18 protein-coding genes are annotated in these 22,073 nt (G+C 58.1%); 15 read left to right on the forward strand and 3 right to left on the reverse strand.

Annotation, left to right across the window (positions count from 1 at the left end; genetic code table 11):
* Positions 1 to 21: 21 nt before the first annotated feature.
* From LVY71_RS06750 to LVY71_RS06795, 10 genes are all read left to right on the forward strand, one after another.
* Positions 22 to 2,421: a N,N-dimethylformamidase beta subunit family domain-containing protein gene (locus LVY71_RS06750; protein WP_235099037.1), complete on the forward strand. Its 2,400-nt coding sequence runs from the start codon at positions 22 to 24 to the stop codon at positions 2,419 to 2,421.
* A gap of 56 nt (positions 2,422 to 2,477) precedes the next feature.
* Entirely contained in the window at positions 2,478 to 3,491 is a 1,014-nt protein-coding gene (locus LVY71_RS06755) for a Rieske (2Fe-2S) protein (RefSeq protein WP_235099038.1), read from the forward strand.
* 3 nt (positions 3,492 to 3,494) lie between these two features.
* Positions 3,495 to 3,803 (forward strand): hypothetical protein, encoded by a 309-nt coding sequence (locus LVY71_RS06760; protein WP_235099039.1) that lies wholly within the window; start codon positions 3,495 to 3,497, stop codon positions 3,801 to 3,803.
* Positions 3,804 to 3,806: 3 nt separating this feature from the next.
* Positions 3,807 to 4,454, forward strand: a complete 648-nt coding sequence (locus LVY71_RS06765; protein ID WP_235099040.1) for a tetratricopeptide repeat protein — start codon at positions 3,807 to 3,809, stop codon at positions 4,452 to 4,454.
* Between the two features lie 171 nt (positions 4,455 to 4,625).
* Positions 4,626 to 5,174, forward strand: a complete 549-nt coding sequence (gene ureE, locus LVY71_RS06770) for an urease accessory protein UreE (RefSeq protein WP_235099041.1) — start codon at positions 4,626 to 4,628, stop codon at positions 5,172 to 5,174.
* A gap of 95 nt (positions 5,175 to 5,269) precedes the next feature.
* The gene (locus LVY71_RS06775; protein WP_235099042.1) at positions 5,270 to 5,848 is read left to right on the forward strand and encodes an urease accessory protein UreF; all 579 of its coding nucleotides are present in this window, start codon (positions 5,270 to 5,272) and stop codon (positions 5,846 to 5,848) included.
* Positions 5,849 to 5,863: 15 nt separating this feature from the next.
* Positions 5,864 to 6,559: an urease subunit gamma gene (locus tag LVY71_RS06780; protein WP_235099043.1), complete on the forward strand. Its 696-nt coding sequence runs from the start codon at positions 5,864 to 5,866 to the stop codon at positions 6,557 to 6,559.
* A 1-nt stretch (position 6,560) separates the two neighbouring features.
* A complete protein-coding gene (gene ureC / locus LVY71_RS06785) occupies positions 6,561 to 8,270 on the forward strand; it encodes an urease subunit alpha (protein WP_235099044.1) in 1,710 nt (569 codons plus the stop codon).
* 3 nt (positions 8,271 to 8,273) lie between these two features.
* On the forward strand, positions 8,274 to 8,936 hold the full coding sequence (gene ureG / locus LVY71_RS06790; protein ID WP_235099045.1) for an urease accessory protein UreG: 663 nt from the start codon (positions 8,274 to 8,276) through the stop codon (positions 8,934 to 8,936).
* Positions 8,890 to 9,744, forward strand: a complete 855-nt coding sequence (locus LVY71_RS06795) for an urease accessory protein UreD (protein ID WP_235099046.1) — start codon at positions 8,890 to 8,892, stop codon at positions 9,742 to 9,744. The genes ureG and LVY71_RS06795 overlap by 47 nt, the downstream gene beginning before the upstream one ends.
* A gap of 161 nt (positions 9,745 to 9,905) precedes the next feature.
* On the opposite strand, the gene LVY71_RS06800 is transcribed toward LVY71_RS06795, so the two are convergent.
* Positions 9,906 to 10,907, reverse strand: a complete 1,002-nt coding sequence (locus tag LVY71_RS06800) for an NADPH:quinone oxidoreductase family protein (protein WP_235099047.1) — start codon at positions 10,905 to 10,907, stop codon at positions 9,906 to 9,908.
* A 152-nt stretch (positions 10,908 to 11,059) separates the two neighbouring features.
* Here LVY71_RS06800 and LVY71_RS06805 point away from each other — a divergent pair, with 152 nt between their 5' ends.
* The 3 genes from LVY71_RS06805 to LVY71_RS06815 all read left to right on the forward strand — a co-directional run bounded on the left by LVY71_RS06805 (position 11,060) and on the right by LVY71_RS06815 (position 15,078).
* Positions 11,060 to 12,124: an AraC family transcriptional regulator gene (locus tag LVY71_RS06805; protein WP_235099048.1), complete on the forward strand. Its 1,065-nt coding sequence runs from the start codon at positions 11,060 to 11,062 to the stop codon at positions 12,122 to 12,124.
* Positions 12,125 to 12,252: 128 nt separating this feature from the next.
* A complete protein-coding gene (locus tag LVY71_RS06810) occupies positions 12,253 to 13,779 on the forward strand; it encodes an acyl-CoA synthetase (protein WP_235099049.1) in 1,527 nt (508 codons plus the stop codon).
* A gap of 84 nt (positions 13,780 to 13,863) precedes the next feature.
* Positions 13,864 to 15,078 carry an ABC transporter substrate-binding protein gene (locus LVY71_RS06815; RefSeq protein ID WP_235099050.1) on the forward strand — a complete coding sequence of 405 codons (1,215 nt, stop codon included), beginning with the start codon at positions 13,864 to 13,866 and terminating at the stop codon, positions 15,076 to 15,078.
* Positions 15,079 to 15,165: 87 nt separating this feature from the next.
* Here the strand turns inward: LVY71_RS06815 and LVY71_RS06820 are convergent, their stop codons facing one another.
* Positions 15,166 to 16,347 (reverse strand): acyl-CoA dehydrogenase family protein, encoded by a 1,182-nt coding sequence (locus tag LVY71_RS06820; protein ID WP_235099051.1) that lies wholly within the window; start codon positions 16,345 to 16,347, stop codon positions 15,166 to 15,168.
* Positions 16,348 to 16,643: 296 nt separating this feature from the next.
* Between LVY71_RS06820 and LVY71_RS06825 the strand changes: the two genes are divergently transcribed.
* Entirely contained in the window at positions 16,644 to 18,263 is a 1,620-nt protein-coding gene (locus LVY71_RS06825) for an ABC-F family ATP-binding cassette domain-containing protein (RefSeq protein ID WP_235100035.1), read from the forward strand.
* 155 nt (positions 18,264 to 18,418) lie between these two features.
* Here LVY71_RS06825 and LVY71_RS06830 read toward each other — a convergent pair whose 3' ends face one another.
* Positions 18,419 to 20,698, reverse strand: coding sequence for a cation-translocating P-type ATPase (locus LVY71_RS06830; protein WP_235099052.1), 2,280 nt, complete (start codon positions 20,696 to 20,698; stop codon positions 18,419 to 18,421).
* A 541-nt stretch (positions 20,699 to 21,239) separates the two neighbouring features.
* Here LVY71_RS06830 and LVY71_RS06835 point away from each other — a divergent pair.
* A complete protein-coding gene (locus LVY71_RS06835) occupies positions 21,240 to 21,980 on the forward strand; it encodes a cyclic nucleotide-binding domain-containing protein (RefSeq protein WP_502797537.1) in 741 nt (246 codons plus the stop codon).
* Positions 21,981 to 22,073 lie beyond the last annotated feature (93 nt).

A 22,073-nucleotide genomic window follows, 5' to 3' on the forward strand; every position in this document is an offset into this window, starting at 1 on the left:
ACCAATCTTTAAGGGATAACCATGACCTGGATGAAAATTACCGGATACGCTGACAAATTTAGCGTCCATCCGGAAGACACGATCAAGTTTTATGTCAATTGCGACGGGCCGGCCGAGTACAAGGCCGAGATCGTCAAGATGATTCACGGCGACACCAATCCGCGCGGTCCCGGATATATCGAGGAGTCCATCAAGGCCGACTGCAACAGCACCTACAAGGGCATGAAACAGGAGATCTACAGCGGCTCCTACGGTTTCGTCGCGGACAAGAAGCAGTTTCAGCTTGAGAGCGTCACTCTGCAATGCTGGATCTGGCCGACCACGCCAAAGACCCATCCGAAGTACTGGAAGCACGGCGCTCAGGGGCTCGTGACCAAGTGGTGCGACGGCAAGGGCTACGGCCTCTTTATCAATGAAGACGGCTGCGTCGAATTCCGGATCAACGATCAGGTCATTTCAACCGGCGCGCCGCTGCGCGACCATGCTTGGCACTTCGTTGCGGCGTCGTTCGATGCAAAAACCGGGGAGGCAATCCTTTATCACGAGCCTCAGGTTGTCTACGCGCTCGATCCGGAAATTCCCCCGGTGAGCAAAAAATTCTCAACGAAGCTCACCTATGTGCCGGGTACGCCGACCGTGATCGCCGGCTATTGCGGCGGAATGAGCGACGCGCCGCAAGCGCAGGCTTCGGTTCCCCCGGGAGTTCTCATCAAGGGACACTACAACGGCAAGATCGACAGCCCGCGTGTCTGTAATCGCGCGCTCTCCCGGCTTGAGATCGAATCGATGAAACTCGGCGCCCAGCCGGGCCTGTCCGAGCGTCGCAACTCCGGCCCGAGCGGCAAGCTCTCAGAAGCGATCGTGGCGTCGTGGGATTTTGGCGACGGCATCAATACGATTTTTGGCAAGGACAAGGGGCCTTATCTCTTTCATGCCACCATCGTGAATTGCCCGACACGCGCGATGACCGGATACAACTGGCAGGGGCACGTTTTCGACTGGAAGGGAGCGCCCGAGCAGTATGGCGCTATCCATTTCCACGACGACGACATCGACAATGCCCGCTGGCAGGTCAGCTTCGAGTGGAAGGTGCCGAAAGGCACGAGCAGCAAGTTCTATGCGGCGAAACTGACCTCAAAGGACGGCGACGAAGACTACATCCCGTTCTGGGTTGTGCCGCGGGTCGGCGAGGAGACCGCAAAGATCGCCGTCATGGTCCCGACCATCAGCTACATGGCCTATGCCAACGAGCATCTGGCGAATAATGCTGGCGGCGCGGAGCTTCTCGTCTATCGCGTTCCGATCATGCAGCAGCAGAATATGTTCCTGTCGGAGCATCGCGAGTATGGCGGTTCGATCTATGACACCCATACGGATGGAAGCGGCTTGTGCTTGTCATCGCGGTTGCGGCCGATCCTGAGCATCCGTCCGAAGTATGATCACTTCCTGGCGCAGGCACCATGGCAGTATCCGGCGGATCTTCATCTGATCTACTGGCTGGAGAAGATGGGCTATAACTATGACGTCATCACCGATGAGGACGTGACCTATGACGGTCTCGCTCGCGTCGAGAACTATAACGTCATCATTACCGGCTCGCATCCGGAGCACAATTCAGGGCCGCAGCTTGACGCCCTGCATAACTACATGCAGCGCGGTGGACGCTTCATGTATATGGGCGCTGACGGCTGGTACTGGGTGCATTCGTATCATCCGGCTTATGACGGCATCGGTCGTGGCGTTGTCACGGAAATGAGGCGCTGCGAATCCGGCATCCGGACATGGCGCGCGGATCCGGGCGAGTACTATCATCAAGGCACCGGCGAACTCGGCGGTATGTGGCGCTTCCGTGGCCGCTATCTGCACACCATCGCGGGTACGGGCATGTCGTCTGAAGGCTTCGACATCTCGACCTATTATTCGCGAACCGAGGAGAGCAACGACGCGCGTGTCGCTTGGGCGTTCGAAGGTATCGACTACGACGAAAAGCTCGGCAATTTCGGTCTTGTGGGCGGTGGCGCCGCCGGCACCGAGCTCGACATCGTCGACACCATGCTGGGCAGTCCTCCGCATACGCTTGTCGTGGCGACCTCGGCCGGCCGTCACACCGAGGGCTATCTGCTGGTCATGGAAGACTACGGCTTCAACCAGCAGGGTCTCGATGGCACGCAACACCCGCGCGTTCGCTCGGACATCGCCTACCATGAGACGCCGAACGGTGGCGCATCCTTCGCGTTCTCGTCCATTGCGTTCTGCGGCGCGTTGCCGTGGAACAATGGCGACAACAATATTTCGAAGCTCGTCGGCAACGTTCTGAATCGCTTCATGCAGGATGGTCCGCTCCCCGCGCCGAGCCCGGAGGCGATCATGCATCGTGGCCGTGCGGATTATGACCAACCGCTGAACAAGACGCGCAAGTAAACAAACCGGCGTCCGCGCTTCCCGCGCGGGCGCCATTTTCTTTGATGGATCGACCGATGCAGAAACACCCGGATTCCGGTTTTTATGACAACGGCATGGATTTGCAGGATCCCGATCTCTATGCGTCCGGTCAGCGGTTGGAAGACATTTCAGTGCTGCCAGCGCAGGCATACACCTCCGAGATGTTTCAGCGGCTAGAAAATGAGAAGGTGTGGACCCGCGATTGGGTATGTATCGGGACGACTGCCGAGATCGCACATACCGGCGACCTGATGCCATACACCATCGGGCAGCATGCAATTCATGTTCAGCGCCAGACAGACGGCGGACTGATTGGACGATTCAACAAGGCTCAGCATGGCGGGTGCCGGTCTGTTCCCGCGCAGTGCCAGACCGGCAAGAAGACCAAATGTTCCTATACATCCTGCGGGTTCAGCCGGGATCGCGACGTCATTCCCGGCGGCAGCCTCGAAGACATGTCGCCACTTGCGGGTCAATACCTTGGCACGGTGCCGGAGCGGCTGTTGCCTGTCAGGGTGCAAGTGCGGGGACCGTTCATTTTTGCAAACATCGATCCGATGATTGATCAGACGATCGAGCCACCGCCGATCGCTTGGCAAGCGGATATTCTGCGCCGGGAGGGAGTTTGGTGCGAGTATCGTGCGAACTGGAAGTTGGCCGGCTCGGCCATTGTCGCCTCGGCTCGTTCGAGCGGCGTCGAAGCTCAGTGGCATTTTCCGAACCTCCTGGTAATCCACACATTGAATGCTGTAGCCGCAATCATTCTTCAGCCGACGGCCATGGATCAGACGTTGTGCCGCATTTCTTACTTTGCGCAGCCGGAACTTGCAGCCTTCGACGCGAGGATGGCCGCGATGGCGTCGATCCTCGATTTGGCGGCGACACAGGCGAGAGACATGCAGTCGCAATTCACCCGTTCTTCCGAAAAGGTGGCCATTGAGCCGCCCCGTGTTGAGCGCGGCTTCAATCGGAAATTCGTGGAACGCATTACACGTCAGCACATCTCGTACTGGAATGCACCGCTGACCGATGCGCGAATGGTATGTTGATCGATGATAGTCAGTGTTCAACAGGCAAAATATGAGCTGCTTGCCTATATCAAGGAGTTCGATGCCACGTTCTCCAACTGGTACGTCGGCATCGCGGACAATCCGAAACGCGTTCTCTTCGACGTGCATGGCGTCAGGGATGCTCAGGATCCGTGGCTTTATAAGCAACTCCTGACGGCGAGGGCGGCACGGACTGTTCAATCCTACTTTACGGAACATCTGAAGACGCGCGGCGTTCCGCCGGAATCCGAGTCCGAGGATTTCGATTGCATCTATCTCTACAAAATTGACCAGCACACTAAGCAGGATTGAAATATGGCGTCTTTGGCCGACGGCGAAGCTGCGTTCCTCAGGCGTGATTATGAGGCGGCGCGCACGATATGGGAGCCGCTTGTCGAGCAGGGGCATGCGGATGCCGCAGCTTGGCTCGGATCGCTTTATGCAAACGGACTGGGAGTTGAGCGAGATTCCGCGAGGGCGTTTCGCCACTATCTGTTGGCGGCGGAGCGCGGCAACGTTATGGCCGCGAACAATGTCGCCGTGATGTACTCGCGAGGGGATGGCACCGAGCTAAATCCCGAGCGTGCCTGCTATTGGCTTCGGATCGCGGCAGAGCAGGGCGATGAGTTTGCACAGCACAACTACGCCGTCGCTCTCACGAGCGGAATAGGGATGGAGATCGACGTTGCTGCTGGGATCGTATGGTTCCGAAAGGCTGCAGAAACCGGCCACTATCTTTCGCAAGCTCGTCTCGGAAGCATTTATGCGCAGGGCGCTGGCGTTGCCGTTGATCGTATTGAGGCATTCCGCTGGCTGTCGTCGGCGAGCCGCCATGGCGTGGCGCGGGCAGAGACAGAATTGCAAGCCCTTATAGAGACGATGAGCGAAGAGGAAAAGGCGATTGCAACGGCGCGCGCCGGTGTCTTATCAAAGCGGGAGATAACGCCAGAGCTTACGGTTTAGTGCTTATCTGTTCTGACAGTTGAGATGGATGATGAATTGTGCATTCGTTGCACATAAATCATGCAGCGAGCGTAGAGGCGCGCGCGTACTATCGTCTCGATATTGGTATGAGAGATCTTACGGGATGATGCGATGATGGTGATAGCGTCCGCGAAGTTTCCGGGAGTATCGATGCAGAAAGTTGATCACGTGATAGGAAGCCGGATTGACACGGCCTTCTCCGGAAGGCTGCACGACCTTGAGCATCGTGGCGCGGTCGACACCGTTGTAATTTCGTCTGCAGACCTATCGCGTCGCCGTTTGCGTGCAATCACCCGCGGCGGCGTCGAACTTGCGATTGCGTTGCCGCGTGATGAGAAACTCTATGATGGTGCCGTTTTGGTTTTGAACGACGATCAGGCGGTCGTCGTAAGGGCGGCGACCGAGCGCTGGCTGCGGCTTGAACCCGCGTCAACTGCCGATGCGGTTGAACTCGGCTATCATGCGGGCAATCTGCACTGGCGCGTCCGCTTTGATGGTCCGTGCCTTCTTGTCGCGCTCGAAGGTCGTCCCGAGGACTACGCAGCCCGCATCGAGCCGATGGTTTCCAGCAGGCGCGTCCATGTGAGCGTCGTGGATGACGATCATGCCGATGTGCATCGTCATGATCACGATTATCCTGGCGACCACCATCATCACCACGATCACGGTCGTCACCGCCATAGCTGCTCGGATCATTAGTCGTGCTGCAGCTCCTTAAGACCATATGGCAATCCGACGCTGCGTTCCCTAGCGGATCCTTTGCATTTTCTTACGGTGTGGAGGGTCTGGCTGCGATGGGAGTGGTATCCGATCGGGAAACGCTTTCCAATCTCGCACAGACGATCTTGCAGCAGCGGTGGGCTCCGTTCGATCGTATTGCTGTTGTTCAATCATTTCGTGCGCGCGGCGATCTCGCGCGGATTGCTCGGATTGACGAAGAAGTCGAAGCAGCGACGTTCGGCGAAACGCAACGGGAGGGTTCAAGACGCAATGGATCGTCTTTTCTGGCGACGCACGCCAAGCTCGGCAATGCGACCGCGGTGCTGTTGCGCGATGCCGTCCGCGGTGGTGACGCGCTTGGTCATATCGCGGTGATGCAGGGCGCTCTCTGGTGCTCGATGGACCTGGATGAGCGGATGGCGCAACTGGCGTCAGGCTACATTGCCGTCTCTGGCGCAATGTCGGCGGCTGTACGTCTCGGCGTCGTCGGGGCATTGCAGGCGCAGGCAGTGATGAATGACTGTTTGCCGTTGATCGATCAGCTCTCGGCTGCGCCTGTTCCGGATGATACGCGCCTCAGCAGTTTTGTTCCTTTTCTCGACATCGCAGCGGCACACCAGGCGCAGGCAAACCTTCGTCTGTTTGCCAACTAGAATGAGGCTCACGATATGCTTTTGACGCCGACCGAGATGGAGCGGTTGACGATATTCAGCGCCGCGGAGTTGGCGCGCCGGCGCCGCGCGAAGGGCCTGAAGCTGAATTACCCTGAAGCTGTTGCAATTATCACCGACGAAATTCTCGAAGGTGCGCGCGAAGGGCGCACCGTAGCGGATCTTATCGGATACGGGTCCACGATCCTGACGACCGACGATGTTATGACGGGTATCGCCGCCATGATGCACATCATCCAGGTCGAAGGCGTATTTCCGGATGGCACCAAGCTTGTCACAGTTCATGAGCCGATCCGTCCCGCGCCCGGTTCGGCGGCGGACACGGAATTGCCGGGTGCGATCACAGCGCTGTCCGGAACCCTTGAGCTGAACGACGGACGCCCGCGCGTCACGCTGAAGGCTACTAATACAGGAGACCGCCCGGTTCAGATCGGGTCGCATTTCCATTTTTTCGAAGTCAACAAGGCAATGGATTTTGACCGCGCGGCCGCGTTCGGCAAGCGGCTCGATATTCCCGCCGGCACGGCGGTCCGCTTCGAACCGGGCGTCTCGAAGGACGTCACGCTGGTATCATTCGGGGGCGCGCAGCGGCTCACAGGTTTGAACAATCTGACCAACGGCGACAGTGCAGACTCCAAGGTGCGCGATGCCGCGCTGGCGCAGGCCCGGGCGCGCGGATACAAGGGAGCGTAGCGTGGTTGCAATCGATCGGAAGGACTACGCTGCGCTGTATGGGCCGACGACGGGGGATTCCGTGCGCCTCGGCGATACCTCTTTGATTGCCGTGGTTGAAAAGGATCACGCGGTTTATGGCGACGAATGTCTGCATGGCGGCGGCAAGACGTTGCGCGACGGCATCGGAATGGCAGGTATTACAAGCGCTGAAGGTGCGCTCGACTTTCTGCTTTGCAATGTTCTGCTGATCGATCCCGTCCGCGGGATCGTGAAGGGCGATCTCGGCATCCGCAATGGCCGCATCGTCGCCTTCGGCAAGGCTGGCAATCCTGCGATCATGGACAATGTGGATCCGAAGCTCGTCGTTTCGACCGGGACGACCGTGCGCGATTGTGAGGGCCTGATCGCCACGCCGGGTGCGATTGACGTTCACGTCCATTTCGACAGCGCGGGTCTTGTCGAGCACGCTCTGGCCAGCGGTATCACCACCATGATCGGCGGATCGCTCGGGCCCATCACCGTGGGCATCGATTCCGGCGGGCCGTTCAACACCGGAAAAATGCTTCAGGCGGCCGAAGCGTGGCCGATGAATTTCGGTTTTCTCGGTCGCGGCAATGCGCATCGCGCCGCGCCGATGGTCGAGCAACTTGAAACCGGTGTGATGGGATTGAAGCTTCACGAGGACTGGGGCTCGATGCCTGCGGCTATCGATACCTGCCTGCGTGTTGCCGATGAATACGATTTCCAGGTGCAGATTCATACCGATACACTGAACGAATCCGGATTCGTCGAGAACACGCTGGAGGCGATCGGCGGTCGCACCATTCACATGTATCACACCGAAGGAGCAGGTGGCGGCCATGCACCGGATATCATCCGCGTTGCGGGTGAAATGCATTGCCTTCCGTCGTCGACGAATCCGACAAATCCCTACACGGTGAATACGTTCGATGAACATCTCGATATGACGATGGTGTGCCACCATCTCAATCCTGCAATTCCGGAGGATGTCGCCTTTGCCGAGAGCCGGATTCGCGCGCAGACCATCGCGGCGGAGGACGTTCTGCATGACATCGGTGCGATCTCGATGCTTGGGTCCGACAGCCAGGGTATGGGGCGCATTCACGAAGTGATCTGCCGGACCTGGCAGCTCGCGTCCAAGATGAAAGATCAGCGTGGTCCGCTTCCCGACGATAAGCCTGGGATGGGTGACAACGCGCGTATTCTGCGCTACATCGCGAAATACACGATCAATGCCGCAAGAACATTTGGCATTGCCGATCATGTAGGGTCGCTGGAAGATGGCAAGCTCGCTGATATCGTGGTGTGGCGACCCGCGTTCTTCGGCATCAAGCCGGAGCTGGTGATCAAGGGAGGTTTCATCGCTTGGGGAGCCATGGGCGACAGCGCGGCTTCACTGATGACCTGCGAACCGATCTTGATGCGGCCTCAATGGGGTTCTTTTGGCCGCGCGCCCGCCGCGCTCTCTGCGTGTTTCGTGCATCCGCTTGCAATTGATCGCGGTCTTGCCGGAGAGCTTGATTTGAACAAATCGCTGTTGCCTGTGCGAGGGACGCGGAAGCTGACGAAACGAGACATGCTCTGGAACGATGCTTGTCCAAAGGTGACGGTTGATCCGGAAACCTTCGACGTGTTCGTTGACGGCACGCTTGCGACCTGCGAACCGGCAAGGGAATTGCCGCTGGCACGCCGCTATATGTTGAGGTGATCGATGCTTCATTCGCTTGCGAAAGAGTCAAACAGCAAGGCGGTCACCACGGCTGCGCGAGTCGGAATCGGCGGTCCAGTCGGTTCCGGCAAGACGGCCCTGATAGAGGCTTTGATTCCTGAGTTGCAGGCGCGTGGTATCGATTTTGCGGTTGTCACCAATGATCTGGTCACCAAGGAGGACGCGGAGCGTCTTCGCCGGTCGGGATTGATCGAACCGGCGCGCGTCTCCGCGGTGGAGGCGGGGGCCTGCCCGCACACGGTGATCCGGGAAGATCCGAGCCTGAATATTGCCGCGGGTGACGATCTTGAAGCTCGGTTTCCCGGACTTGAATTGATCCTGTTTGAATCTGGCGGGGACAACCTAGCTTCCACGTTTTCACTCGACCTCGTGGATTGGTGGATGTTCGTGATCGATGTTGCGGGCGGTGACGATATTCCACGCAAGCGCGGCCCCGGTCTCTTGCGCAGCGATCTGCTCATCGTCAACAAGACCGATCTTGCGCCGTATGTTGGCGTCAATCTGTCATCGATGCTTGAAGAGGCCAATGCGGTCCGCAAGGGCCACCCGGTGATCGCGACGAATGCCCGTTCGGGCGAAGGTATAAAGGCTGTTGTCGATGCAATTGCTGCCGCAGTCCTTTTCCATACCGCATCCGGGTCGTGAAACTTGGAGTCGGCTGGAGGCCGATTTTGCCGGCGGGCGCACTGTCATTCGCCGGCAGCACATGGACTACCCGCTCCACATCACGCGTGGCTTTTATATGGATCGGGCGGTTCCCGATCTTCTGACGCTTTATCTACAATCTGCATCCGGCGGACTCTATGCGGGTGACCGGCTTCATCTCAATATCGCTGTGCGCAGCGGTGCATCGCTGAGCCTGACTTCACAATCCTCCACGGTTGTCCACCACGGCCGCGAGGATGGCTCCATCATGCACCAAATGCTTGATGTGGGTATCGGTGCGTTCTGCTCATTCGTAAACGATCCCTATATCCTCTTCCCTGGCGCCCATCTCGCCGTCAAGACGATTGCGAGCGTAGCGGACGACGCTGTTCTGCTTTTGATCGATGGCTTTACGGTTCACGATCCCGTCGGCGAAGGGAGGTCCTTTTCGCGCTTCGAAACCACGCTCAGGGTTGTACGCCCCGATGGAAAGTTGCTGGTGGTCGATAACGGCTGCTTGGCAGGCAAGGAGCTGCGGCCCGCGGGCGGTGCGCTTGGCGGCAGAAAAGCTGCCGCGACGCTCACGCTGATCGCTCCGCCGGAGCGGCTGCCGAGCATCTCCGTACTTGAAAGAACAGTTGCCGCTCAGGGATGCCTGGCGGGGGCTTCAAGAGCTCCAAACGGCGCCGGTCTTGTGATGCGGATACTCGGCGAAGACGCAGGTTCACTGGTCCGCGGCATGGAAGCCGCGTTTCATGTTGCCGGTGCAGCTGCGAAAGGCTTGGAGCTCGCTCGTCGTCGCAGATGAAATAATCGAGGTGCGACTGTTGCCGCGCCCCGACGCAAGAAACTTCACTTGGAGGTTGCCCGCCACACTCTTTGTGAGATGCGTCGTATGACGCGGCTTAGGAGAATGCTGGTAACGAAGTTAATTGCCTGATTGAAAGGGGAGAAGACATCGATCCGCTATCAAAGCAAGGCGACTTTGATGACCATTTTTCCCATGGCGCCGCGATTTTGCAACTTGGAGATCGCGTCGGCTGCCAGTTCCAATGGAAATGTTTCTGTGACGATCGGCGCTATGAGTCCACGATTGTACAGCCTGAACAGCTCCTGCTGATTTGCCTCATTTATTTCCGGATGTGAAAGTACCAGCGTCCGCCAATTGACGCCAAGAATATCGCATGACTTCAGGAGTGGAAGATTAAGCGGGACACGTGGAATACCTGCCGTAAATCCCAAGACTAGATAGCGCCCGCCTTCCACCGTCACACGCAACGCCGGCTCGGAGATCGGCCCTCCGACTGGATCAAACACTACATTCGCGCCGTTCGATCCCACAATTGTCTTCAGCGAACGCGAGAAGTCACGCGCATCCGACGTGTCCATTGCAGAAGAGTAGATCAGGCCGTCATCGGCACCGTGTGCGCGCGCGAACGCCAGCTTGTCTTCGGAGGATACAGCAGCAATAACGCGGGCGCCGAGCGCTTTCGCGATCTGGACCGCAGCGATACCAACACCTCCTGCCGCGCCGAGCACCAGAACAGTCTCACCCGGCCGGAGTTGCGCTCTCGTAACGAGCGCGTAGTAAGAAGTTGCATGGGTGAAGAGAAAAGCTGCGGCGTGTTCGAACGGCATCGACTTCGGAATATGGGTGCATCTCTCCGGTTCAAGAGCGATCTTTTCAGCCATTCCTCCCCAGCCACATCGTCCGATGACGCGGTCGCCGACCTTGAAACCCTGGACATCGCGTCCAACGTCGGTCACGACGCCTGCTACTTCCGCGCCAGGGGCGAATGGCCGTGGAGGTTTAGCTTGATAGAGATCCTGGATGAGTAAGAGGTCCGGAAAATTGACACCGCAGGCGGCAATTGAAATCAGAATCTGCCCGGATCCCATCTGTGGGTCAGGGACATCTTCAAGAAGCAAGGTTTCAGGGCCGCCGGGGCACCTGCTCAATAGTGCCTGCATGATGGTGGGTCTTGCTCCGTTCGCCGGTCCGGGTCGTCAGCGGTTGTCAAGTGAAGCGATAACCTTCGCTCAAGCGAAATGGCGCAATCACTCAAACGGATTGGCATCCTGTGCCATGACGATCACGCCAACTTCATGTTAGTCTTCCGCCGATGAGAGCAATCGCCAAACCGATCGATCATTTGCCCCTGCGCAGTCAGGGGAATGGACCTGCGCGATCAATTATTGACGCGGGGTATCTGAACCTGGTGCTGAGCGGCGTGCGGCAGGGCGGATACGATATTGAAGCCATTGTCGCTCGCGCCGGAATTGACCCGAAGATTCTTGCAACCCCGAACAGCAGGTTGTCGCAGCAGCAGTTCGCCCGGCTGATTTCACATCTGACCCGTGTCACGCGGGATGAAGCCTGGGCCTTGGGTCGTCGGCCGATCAAGCCCGGAACGTTCCGGACCATGTGCAAGCTGCTTGTGCGATGCAGCAATCTGCGCGAGGCGCTTCGCACGGGCTGTCATTTCTACCACCTCGTGGTCGATGATTTTACGCTTCGGTTTCAGGCCGACTCTCAGGAAGCCTGCGTATGGATCAACGACGACATTGCGGACAAAGACCGGCAACGGATGATCAACGGCGCCGCGATCTTTTTTGTCTATGGCCTTATGTGCTGGCTGGTCGGGCGCAAGCTGCCGCTGACTACGGTCCACTATAAATTTCCGCAACTTCCCCTAAGTTCGGAGCTGGAGCCGGTATACGAAGCGCCAATCCTCCACGATCAGCCGCGGACCGAATTGCGGTTTGAAGCGTCGCTTCTCGATCTTCCGATCATCCCGGATGAAGAGCGCTTAGGGCGCTTTCTGGCATCGGTCCCAAGCGTGCTACTGGTGCGGTATCGCGACGAAACCTCCTTTTCAGAGCGCGTTCGCGGCATTCTCAGGCGCAATCTCACGAAAGTTCTCTCCTTGGAGGATGTCGCGGAGAAATTGAACGTATCACCGCAGACCTTGAGGCGGCGTCTTCAGGATGACAACAACTGCGGATTCCAAGAGCTGAAGGATAGGGTGCGGCGGGACGTCGCCATTCATCTTTTGCAAAAATCACGGCTATCGCTTGAGGAGATCGGGATGTCTCTGGGCTTTTCAGAAGTCAGCACATTCCATCGTGCATTCAAGCGCTGGACCGGACATGCCCCCGGCGAATACCGGCAGATCGCGAAAACCTAAGGCTCGGTCCTCAGCCGTCCATAAACGTCAACGATTTTGTCATTCGCGGTCATACCGCGAAGCAGACAGGGCTTCGATACTCCGCGGTCATTGACAGCAGCAATAGCTGTTCCATCCGTGGGATCGAAATGACAACTCTGCGCGCTTGGGCCGACAAATTTCCAGATAAGACAGCCTGTCTTGTCGCCGGGACGGAGGAGCAAATGACCTTTGCCGCTCTCGATCAGCGTGCGAATTCCGTGGCGCAATTGCTGATGTGGATGGGATTGTCGAGCGGTGACGGCATCGCCATCATGCTCGACAACGATCTTGCCTATTTTGAACTTGTGTGGGGCGCAATGCGTCACGGCGTCTACTACACACCGATCAGTACGCATTTGAAGCCGGACGAGGCAGCCTTCATTATCCGTGACAGCGGTGCGAAGGCGTTCTTTACGACAGAAAAATATGCCGACGTCATTGGCGCCCTCGCGCAGGACAATCCGGCAAACTGCTCGGTTTTCATTCTTGGCGGGTCGGTCGCGAGCTGTCTCGACTACAAACGCGAACTGGCGAAGTTCGATCGTTATCTGGAAATTCCCGAAGGCCCGGTCGGAAAGGATTTCTTCTATTCGTCAGGCACGACAGGAAGACCTAAGGGTATCAAACAGCCCTTGTTTGCCAATGCCCAGCAGTTTCGATCGTCAGGCGACTGGGTCCGCGACAACTTCAAGTTCGATTCCGAGACCGTCTATCTGTCGCCCGCGCCACTTTATCATGGGGCGCCCCTCCGGTTCACGCAGCGCGCCCTCGACTGCGGCGGCACGGTCATTGTGATGCCGAAGTTTGGGCCCGAGGCCGCTCTCGCCGCGATCGAAAGGTATGGGGTGACGCACAGCCAGTGGGTGCCGACCATGTTCTTCCGGATGCTGGCGCTGCCGGAAGATATTCGCGCCAAATACAATCTTTCGTCGCATCAGTGCGCCATTCATGCGGCGGCGCCATGTCCCGTAGAGATCAAGGAGCGTATGATTGCATGGTGGGGCCCCATTGTCTGGGAATATTATGCAGGTTCCGAGCGAAATGGGGTCACATGCATTTCCGCAGCAGACTGGCTGACGCATAAAGGGTCCGTCGGCCGGGCTGTTGTTGGTACGCTTCATATTCTCGACGAAGACCAAAATGAACTCGGTCCGGGCGAAACAGGCGATGTCTATTTCGAGGGCCCTGAATTTTCCTATCACAATGACCCGGAAAAGACCGCGCGATCGCGCAACGACAAGGGATGGAGCACGATCGGCGATGTCGGTTTCCTCGACAGGGATGGATATCTCTATCTGACCGACCGGCGTTCCCACATGATTATTTCGGGTGGGGTCAATATCTATCCGGCGGAGATCGAAAATCGCCTCTCGCTGCATCCCGATGTGCAGGACGTGGGCGTGTTCGGCATCCCGAACCTGGAGTTCGGTGAGGAAGTCAAAGCCGTTGTGCAACTCAAAAACCCCGCAAAGGCCTCGCTGGAACTTGCAGCCGAACTGATCGAATTCTGCCGGTCGGGAATGTCGAACGTGAAATGCCCACGTTCGATAGATTTCGAGACCGATATGCCGCGGCACGATAACGGCAAGCTTTTCAAGCATGTGTTGAAGAAGCGCTATCTCGAAACAGTCTGAAATTTCAGCGGGCCGCGCTCGCAAGCTTCACGATAAAAAGGGAGCACGATGCGGAGGCCTCTAACAGTAGTCCAAGGAGAGACCATGAAGGCAATCGTAACAATCGGGGGGACGGCCGTCTTCAGCCTGATGCTGGCAAGCGGGACGCTCGCGCAGACCAAGAACTACGGCCCCGGCGTCACGGACACAGAGGTCAAGATCGGGCAGACCATGCCGTACAGCGGCCCGGCTTCGAGCTTTGCCGCGATCGGCAAGTCGATGGCTGCGTATTTCGAGAAGGTCAACGCCGAGGGCGGAGTCAATGGACGCAAGATCAATCTCGTCTCTCTCGATGACGGCTACAGCCCGCCGAAGGCCGTGGAGCAGACGCGCCGACTGGTTGAGAGCGAAGAGGTGCTGGCCATCGTTGGCACCTTCGGTTCTCCGACGAATTTCGCCATCCAGAAATACCTGAACGTCAAGAAAGTGCCCGGATTGTTCCTGGGGACCGGCGCTGATCGAATCTCGCAGCCGGAGACTTATCCCTGGTCGATGGGATGGCAACCCAACAACCACGCCAAAGGCGTGATCTATGCTAAATACGTTCTCAAGGAGCGGCCGAACTCAAAGGTCGCCATCCTCTATCAGAACGATGATTTCGGCAAAGACTATGCGAAAGGATTCCGCGACGGATTGGGAGCCAAGGCTGCCTCGATGATCGTCAAGGAAATCAGCTACGAACTGGCTGAGCCGACCATCGATTCTCAAATTCTGGTTCTGAAAGCCACCGGCGCGGATGTTTTTCTCAATCTGTCGACCCCGAAATTTTCAGCCCAGGCCATCAAGAAAATGGCTGAAATCAAGTGGGATGCTCTGCATCTGCTGAGCGATGCGTCCGGTTCGCTGGCCAGCGTACTGATACCGGCAGGCCTGGAAAATTCAAAGGGCGTCATCACTGTGGCCTTTCGCAAGGACCCGAACGATCCTGCGTGGAGGGATGACGAAGGAATGAAGGCGTATCTGGCGTTCATGAAGAAATATATGCCCGACAGTAACCCGTCCGAGACCTATCACGTGTTCGGCTATGCAACGGCTCAGACATTTATCCACGTGCTGGAGAAGTGCGGAAGCGATCTAACCCGGGAAAATCTGATGAAGCAGGCGGCAAGCATCAAGGATCTGCTCCTTCCCATCATGCTGCCCGGTATTTTGCTGAACACCAGTGCGACACGCTTTACGCCGATGACGCAGGAACAGATCATGCAGTTCGACGGCGTGAAGTGGGTCCCAGTGGGCGGAGTGATCGACGCCGAGAAATGATTCTGCATGGCTCCGGCCGATACGAGGGATAAGCAGAAGCCCCGGATGCAATCCGGGGGCTTTTTTTACCGTGTGAGGATGAGGTTGTTATGCGTAAGATCGCAATGCTTCGCGGGCAATGGTCATTTTCATGACCTCCGTCGAGCCCTCGGCAATCTGGGCGATGCGCGACTGGAAATAGAGCTGGCCAAAGCGGTTTTCCTTCAACACACCCAGACCGCCGTGAATCTGGATAGCCCGATCGATCACGCGGCAAGCTGCGACTGGCGCGAAACATTTCACCATCGCGGCTTCCTTGCGGGCGTCCAAGCCTTTATCAAGCATCCAAGCCGTCTTGTAGGCCATCAAGCGAATCTGCTCGACGTCCATCTCGGACTCTGCAAGCATCCACTGTACAGCTTGACGTTCGGCTAATGGTTCGCCGAAGGTGATACGCTCTTTCGCTCGCTTCACTGCCTGTGCCTGCGCCCATCGCGCCGTTCCGCCCAGCCGTGCGCCAATCACTGTCCGGTTTCGGTTCAGCTGGTCCATCATATAGCGAAAGCCCATGCCTTCATGACCCAGCAGGTTCTTCGCCGGGACAACGCAATTTTTGTATTCGTAATCGCAACTGCGTCCGAGATAGGTGCCGGGCGCCATTGTTTCGTATTCGCGCAGAACCTTCACACCCGGATTTGGATAGTCCACGAGGAACAGGCTGATTCCCTCGTAGCCTTTTGATGCGTCGGTGACGGCGTAACAAAGCAGATACTTCGGGGTAATGCCGGGATGGTTGGGCGGCGGCGCCCAGCGCTTGATGCCATTGATAATGTAGGTGTCGCCATCCCGCACGGCGGTCGTGGCGATTCCGGCGGCATCGGAGCCGGCTCCTGGCTCCGATATATTGATGTGGTAGAATTTGTCTTCCTTCAGGATGGGATAGAGATAGGTCTCTTTTTGCCATTCCGGTGCATCATGAAGCGCGGGATGCGGATCGAGAAATCCGGACCATGTCGCCAGAAGGCCATGCATAACCGGCGATTTGACGATTTCTTCGTAGACCAGACATTTGGCGACCGTGCCCAGTCCTTGACCGCCGGCTTCCTTGGGAACGGCCAGTCCGCGAAATCCGTACTCACGGAATTTCCGGACCACGTTCATGAAGACATCGTGAGGGACCTCGTAGTCACTGACACCCCAGGTCGCTTCCAGTGGCCGACAAACCTCCTCGACGAAGGCGCCCGCGCGGCCCTGAATTTCCCGTTGTTCCTTTGATAGCTCGAAGTCCATCGCAAACTCTCCTTGAGCGGATATGAGTTTGTTTTAACGCCCGGTAAGACTGTGGCGTTATGGCTCAGGCCATCAATGTCGTTGGCCGAATTGGTCAAGATCTGCGGGGTTTGCATGGGCGCGAAATGCGCGGTGTGCCGGTTTGTCATTCTGGGATTTAAGGCAGATCAAGGTGACAATTTCCGCCTTGCAAGCGGGAAAAATGGCCTGTTTTGCTGATCGAAATGCCTTTCGCGAGGTGCTCACATGGCATAAAGACAGCGCAACATTTTTCAGTCTTCCAGCCTTGTGAGCACATGATTCGTCTCGACAACATCAGCAAGCAGAACGGCCATCAGATCCTTTTTATCGAAGCGTCCGCGGCCCTCCAGAAGGGAGAGAAGATCGGCCTCGTTGGTCCCAATGGATCGGGCAAGACAACACTCTTTCGTATGGTCACCGGCCAGGAACTCCCTGATGAGGGCCAGGTGTCCGTCGATCGCGGTGTGACCATCGGCTACTTTAGTCAGGATGTCGGCGAGATGTCGGGCCGCAGCGCCGTGTCCGAAGTGATGGAGGGGGCCGGCCCCGTGAGCACCGTGGCAGCCGAACTGAAGGAACTGGAGACTGCCATGGGTGATCCCGACCGGGCGGACATGGATGATATCATCACTCGCTATGGTGAAGTGCAGGCGCGTTTCGAGGAGTTGGACGGCTATGCGCTTGAAGGCCGCGCACGTGAGGTCCTTGCCGGCCTGAGTTTCACTCAGGAGATGATGGACGGTGACGTCGGCGCGTTGTCCGGCGGCTGGAAAATGCGCGTGGCGCTCGCCCGAATCCTGCTCATGCGCCCCGACGCAATGCTGCTCGACGAGCCGAGCAACCATCTCGATCTGGAGAGTCTCATCTGGCTGGAGGAATTTCTCAAGAGCTATGACGGCCTGTTGCTCATGACGTCGCACGACCGCGAATTCATGAACCGCATCATCAACAAGGTGGTGGAGATCGACGGCGGCGCGCTGACGTCGTACTCGGGCAACTACGAGTTTTATGAGCAGCAGCGTGTGTTGGCAGAGAAGCAGCAGCAGGCCCAGTTCGAGCGTCAACAGGCGATGCTCGCCAAGGAGATCAAGTTTATCGAACGTTTTAAGGCGCGTGCGTCTCATGCCGCGCAGGTGCAAAGCCGGGTGAAGAAGCTCGACAAGATCGAGCGGGTCGAACCGCCAAAGCGCCGGCAAGCCGTGTCCTTTGAATTTCAACCGGCTCCGCGCTCCGGCGAGGATGTCGTAAGTCTGAAGAACATTCACAAAGGCTACGGCAAGCGCAGAATCTACGAAGGACTGGATTTCTCGGTGCGCCGCAGGGAGCGCTGGTGCGTCATGGGCATCAACGGAGCAGGGAAATCCACACTGTTGAAGCTTGTGACTGGCTCCGCGGAGCCGGACGATGGCACGGTGGCCTTGGGAGGGAGCGTGAAGATGGGTTACTTCGCGCAACACGCCATGGATCTGCTGGATGGCGAACGCACGGTGTTCGAAGAGTTGGAATATTCATTTCCACAGGCGGGGCAAGGCTCGCTGCGAGCGCTGGCCGGCTGCTTTGGATTTTCCGGCGACGATGTGGAGAAGAGGTGCCGCGTTCTGTCGGGTGGTGAGAAAGCCCGGCTGGTGATGGCCAAGATGCTGTTCGATCCGCCGAATTTTCTGGTGCTTGACGAGCCAACCAACCACCTCGACATGGCGACGAAAGAGATGCTTATCACCGCGCTGTCGCAGTATGAGGGCACCATGCTGTTCGTCTCGCACGATCGGCATTTTCTCGCAGCGCTGTCCAATCGCGTGCTGGAAGTGACGCCCGAAGGCATTCATCAGTACGGTGGCGGCTATACGGAATATGTTGCGCGCACAGGCCACGAGGCGCCGGGACTGCGTAGTTAAAGCGGCAAGCGAGACAGACATACTTAACGATTCTGGGTCGCCGTCGCTCTAGACAAAATTCGCGTTACTGTTCCGGGTGGCGGCCTTCGAGCAATCATATGAATGGGCTGCGCCAAGGCTAAGCCCACGCGGGATTGGATCCAAGAGAAAATCCGTCATCTGGCCTCCTCCACGCGAAGCGAGCGTAGGGAATTTTGCGGGAGGGAATCGTCCGTCCGGAATTTCTTGCCCGGGCGTGGTCCCGTCAGGCGCAACGCGTTGGCGATCACGATGATGGAAGACGCCGACATCGCCACAGCGGCGATCAGCGGCGTGACATGCCCGAGGATCGCAATCGGAACGGCAATCGCATTGTAGCCTACGGCAAGAATAAGATTTTGCCGCACAAGCTGGCTCGCATTGCGTGCGACGACGATGGCTTGCGGCACCGCCGTTAAGCTGTTGCGCAGGAACACTAGATCGGCGGCGCTTCGGCTCACATCGGCGGCGGAGGCCGGCGCCATCGAGGCATGCGCCGCAGCAAGCGCTGGCGTGTCGTTCAGGCCATCGCCGACCATCAGCACACGACGGCCAGAGGCGGTCAATTCCGCGATATGCTGGGTTTTTCCTGCGGGCGAAACGCCTGCGAGGTAGGGGACATCAAGCGCGGCGGAAAGACGGCGGACAGGTTCGTCACGGTCCCCGGACATGATCTCGACGCCGCACCCTTGAGACGAAACCTCGGCAATGCTCTGCTGCACATCCGGCCGTAGCTCGCTCTCAAAATGGAAAGCGGCGCGTAGTTGCCCTCCTTCCGACAGAACGACGCCGGCGCCAGCAGCATCTGTGGACGCATCGCTCAGAGTCCAATCGGGCCGTCCCAGCCGGTACACGGTTCCGTCGATATGTGCTTCCAGTCCGGCTCCGGGAGTCTCCGAGATGTCGGTCAAAACTAAGGGCGCAAGACCCTTGTCCCGGCCGGCGGCGGCAAGGGCTCGCGAGTAGGGATGGCGGGAGTGCGCTGCGATTGAGGCCGCGACGGTTAGTGCCGAGGGGTCGATTCGATCGCGGCTCGCGAGTTTCAGGCGATCGAGGGTCAATGTGCCTGTCTTGTCGAAAACCACGGTATCGATTTCGGCGAGGCGCTCCAGCGCGCCGCCGTCCTTGATCATGATGCCATTCTCGAACAGGCGGCGGGCGGCGACAACCTGGACCATGGGGACGGCAAGACCGAGCGCGCAGGGGCAGGTGATAATGAGGACCGCGATGGCAATGGTCACGGCGCGATGCGCGTCTCCAGTGGCGATCATCCAGCCCATGAACGTCAGAAATGCGGTGAGATGCACCACAGGTGCATACAGACGTGCCGCGCGGTCGGCGATGCGCCGATAGACCGAACGGCCGGCTTCGGCCGCTTCCATCATTCGCACCATTTCCGCGAGGAACGAATCCTTTGCTGCCGCTGTCGCAACAATGGTCAACGGGCCGGTCAGGTTCAATGTGCCGGCAGAAAGTGCCGAACCTGCTACGGCTGGCCGCGGCAGGCTTTCGCCGCTCACGAGAGCGCAGTCGATTTCGGATTGCCCCTGCATGACTTCGGCGTCGACCGGAACGCGCTCGCCTGCGGGCAGGAGAATTGTCATGCCAGGCTGAATTTCCCCGACCGGCAGATAGCTGTGAGTTCCGTCGTCATGCACGACGAGCGCGCCGCGGGCGGCGAGGCGTGCCAATCCCTTTACCGCGGTTCGTGCGCGCTCCCGCATCATGTGATCGAGCGTTCGGCCGATCAGGAGGAAGAACAGCAGAGTGATAGACGCATCGAAATACGCATGCACTCCCTGATGCATTGTCTCGTAAAGGCTCATCCCGAATGCGAGCAGAACGCCGATCGAAATCGGAACGTCCATGTTGGTCTGGCCATGACGCAGGCTATGCCACGCGGATTGAAAGAATATGCGGCCCGAGTAGATCAGCGCCGGACAGGCGATCAACGCCGAAAGCCAATGAAACAAATCGCGTGTGGCCGGCTCGGCACCAGCCCAGACCGACACCGACAACATCATGATATTGCTGGCGGCAAAGCCGGCAACCGCGAGCGCGCGTATCAACTCCGTCAGCGTTTCGTCCTTGAGGTCCGAACCGAGGTCACTGAGGTGGGCGTGATAGCCGATTTTATCGAGGGTCGCGATGAATGGCGGCGGCGGTTTCTCGGCTTCCCAGCGAATCGCAACGCGTCTGGTTGACAGGTTGACGCGGGCCCGCTCAACGCCCGGAAGCGCGCCGAGCGCCGCCTCGATGGCCTGAATGCAACCGCCGCAGTGAATTGACGGCACGGAAAGATCGGTCTGGCGGATGCCGTTGTCGACGATCCGGCTCGCGAGCAACATCTCTTCATCCGCGATGTGCGGATCAATCGTCGCGAGAGCAAGTTCAGCGCTAGGTGCGCAGCAACTCATCGGATACTCCATTTCCGCGCCGTCCGTCTACGGACGCCGTCTCTATGCCCTCGGCTGAGGTGGTCCGATAGCTGCGATCCAAGCACCACATCCAGGATCGGAGCCGCCTCACGGCAGGCACGGCAAAGTGCATATAAACATAGTTTGCCCACCGAATTCTGGTTTGACGAAGATCATGTCTTCGAGACTCGTTGGCAGCGAGGCGGTAGCTTTTCCTACGCTCGATTTTGAATCGGGCCGACCCGCCATCTAACTTGGCGAAGGCGGGAAACAAGATCTCCTCCCATCCGATATGGAACAGACCGGCAACGATAGCGATCGATGCCAAAAAGATGAGCAGACCGTCAGCTTCGGCATGGGCTCTGCGGTCCTACTTCTTAGGCGGGGTAAAATTAAAGGCCAGCCGGAGGACATAGATTGTTGAATCGGGCACCGGGACACTGGCCCTCTATTGATGTGAGTCACAGTTCATGGTCTTGATCTGGATCAAAAGCTCACCAGTTCCCGCCTATATATAAAGGCTCGGATCACGACAGGCGGCATGAGGGACATGTCTGAGCAATGCACGGCACCGGGAAGCCGCCAATGCAATCATAGCGGAAATACCGTGTGCGCCGACTGCACGGTTCGCGGGGTCAGCGTCTGTGGCGTTCTCGAACCGCAGGAACTCGAAGCGCTTGAGCGGATCAGCCAGGTCACGATCTTTGCGCCGAAATCTATGCTGTTCGATCAGGGCACGCTTGCCAGTAACGTGTTTAATGTCACCGAGGGGGTCGTTCGCCTCTACAAGTCGCTGCCCGACGGCCGGCGTCAGATCATGGGTTTTGCATTGCCTGGCGATTTTCTCGGGCTTGCCCTGATGGATCGCTATGGTGTGACGGCTGAAGCGATTACGCCAGTAAAGGTTTGCCGTTTTATGCGGTCATCCTTCCTGTCCTATATAGATGGCAAGCCGCATTTGTTGCGCAGGCTGCATGAGTTTGCCGGACATGAACTCAGCCTTGCGCAGGATCAGATGCTCCTGCTCGGACGGAAGACTGCGGAAGAGAAGGTTGCCGCGTTCCTTGTCAGTCTGCAGGCACGGTACGCAAGGCTCGGTCCGATGTCCGTTACCGTTCCTTTGCCGATGGGGCGACAGGACATTGCCGACTATCTCGGGCTGACCATCGAGACAGTCAGCCGGACTCTCACCAAGCTGGCCCGGGAGAAGACCATCCTGTTAGTCCCCGATGGCGTCCGGCTGCTCAGCAGCGAGCGACTCGACGAACTCACTGCGGCCTGAATCTCCCCCTAGCCGATTTGCATTGATCGAGGTCAAATACTTGATTTTCGCGCGACGATAGAGGTCTCTCCATAGCACTGGAGAGGACAATGC

This window comes from Bradyrhizobium sp. G127, assembly GCF_021502575.1.
Classification (GTDB): Bacteria; Pseudomonadota; Alphaproteobacteria; order Rhizobiales; family Xanthobacteraceae; genus Afipia.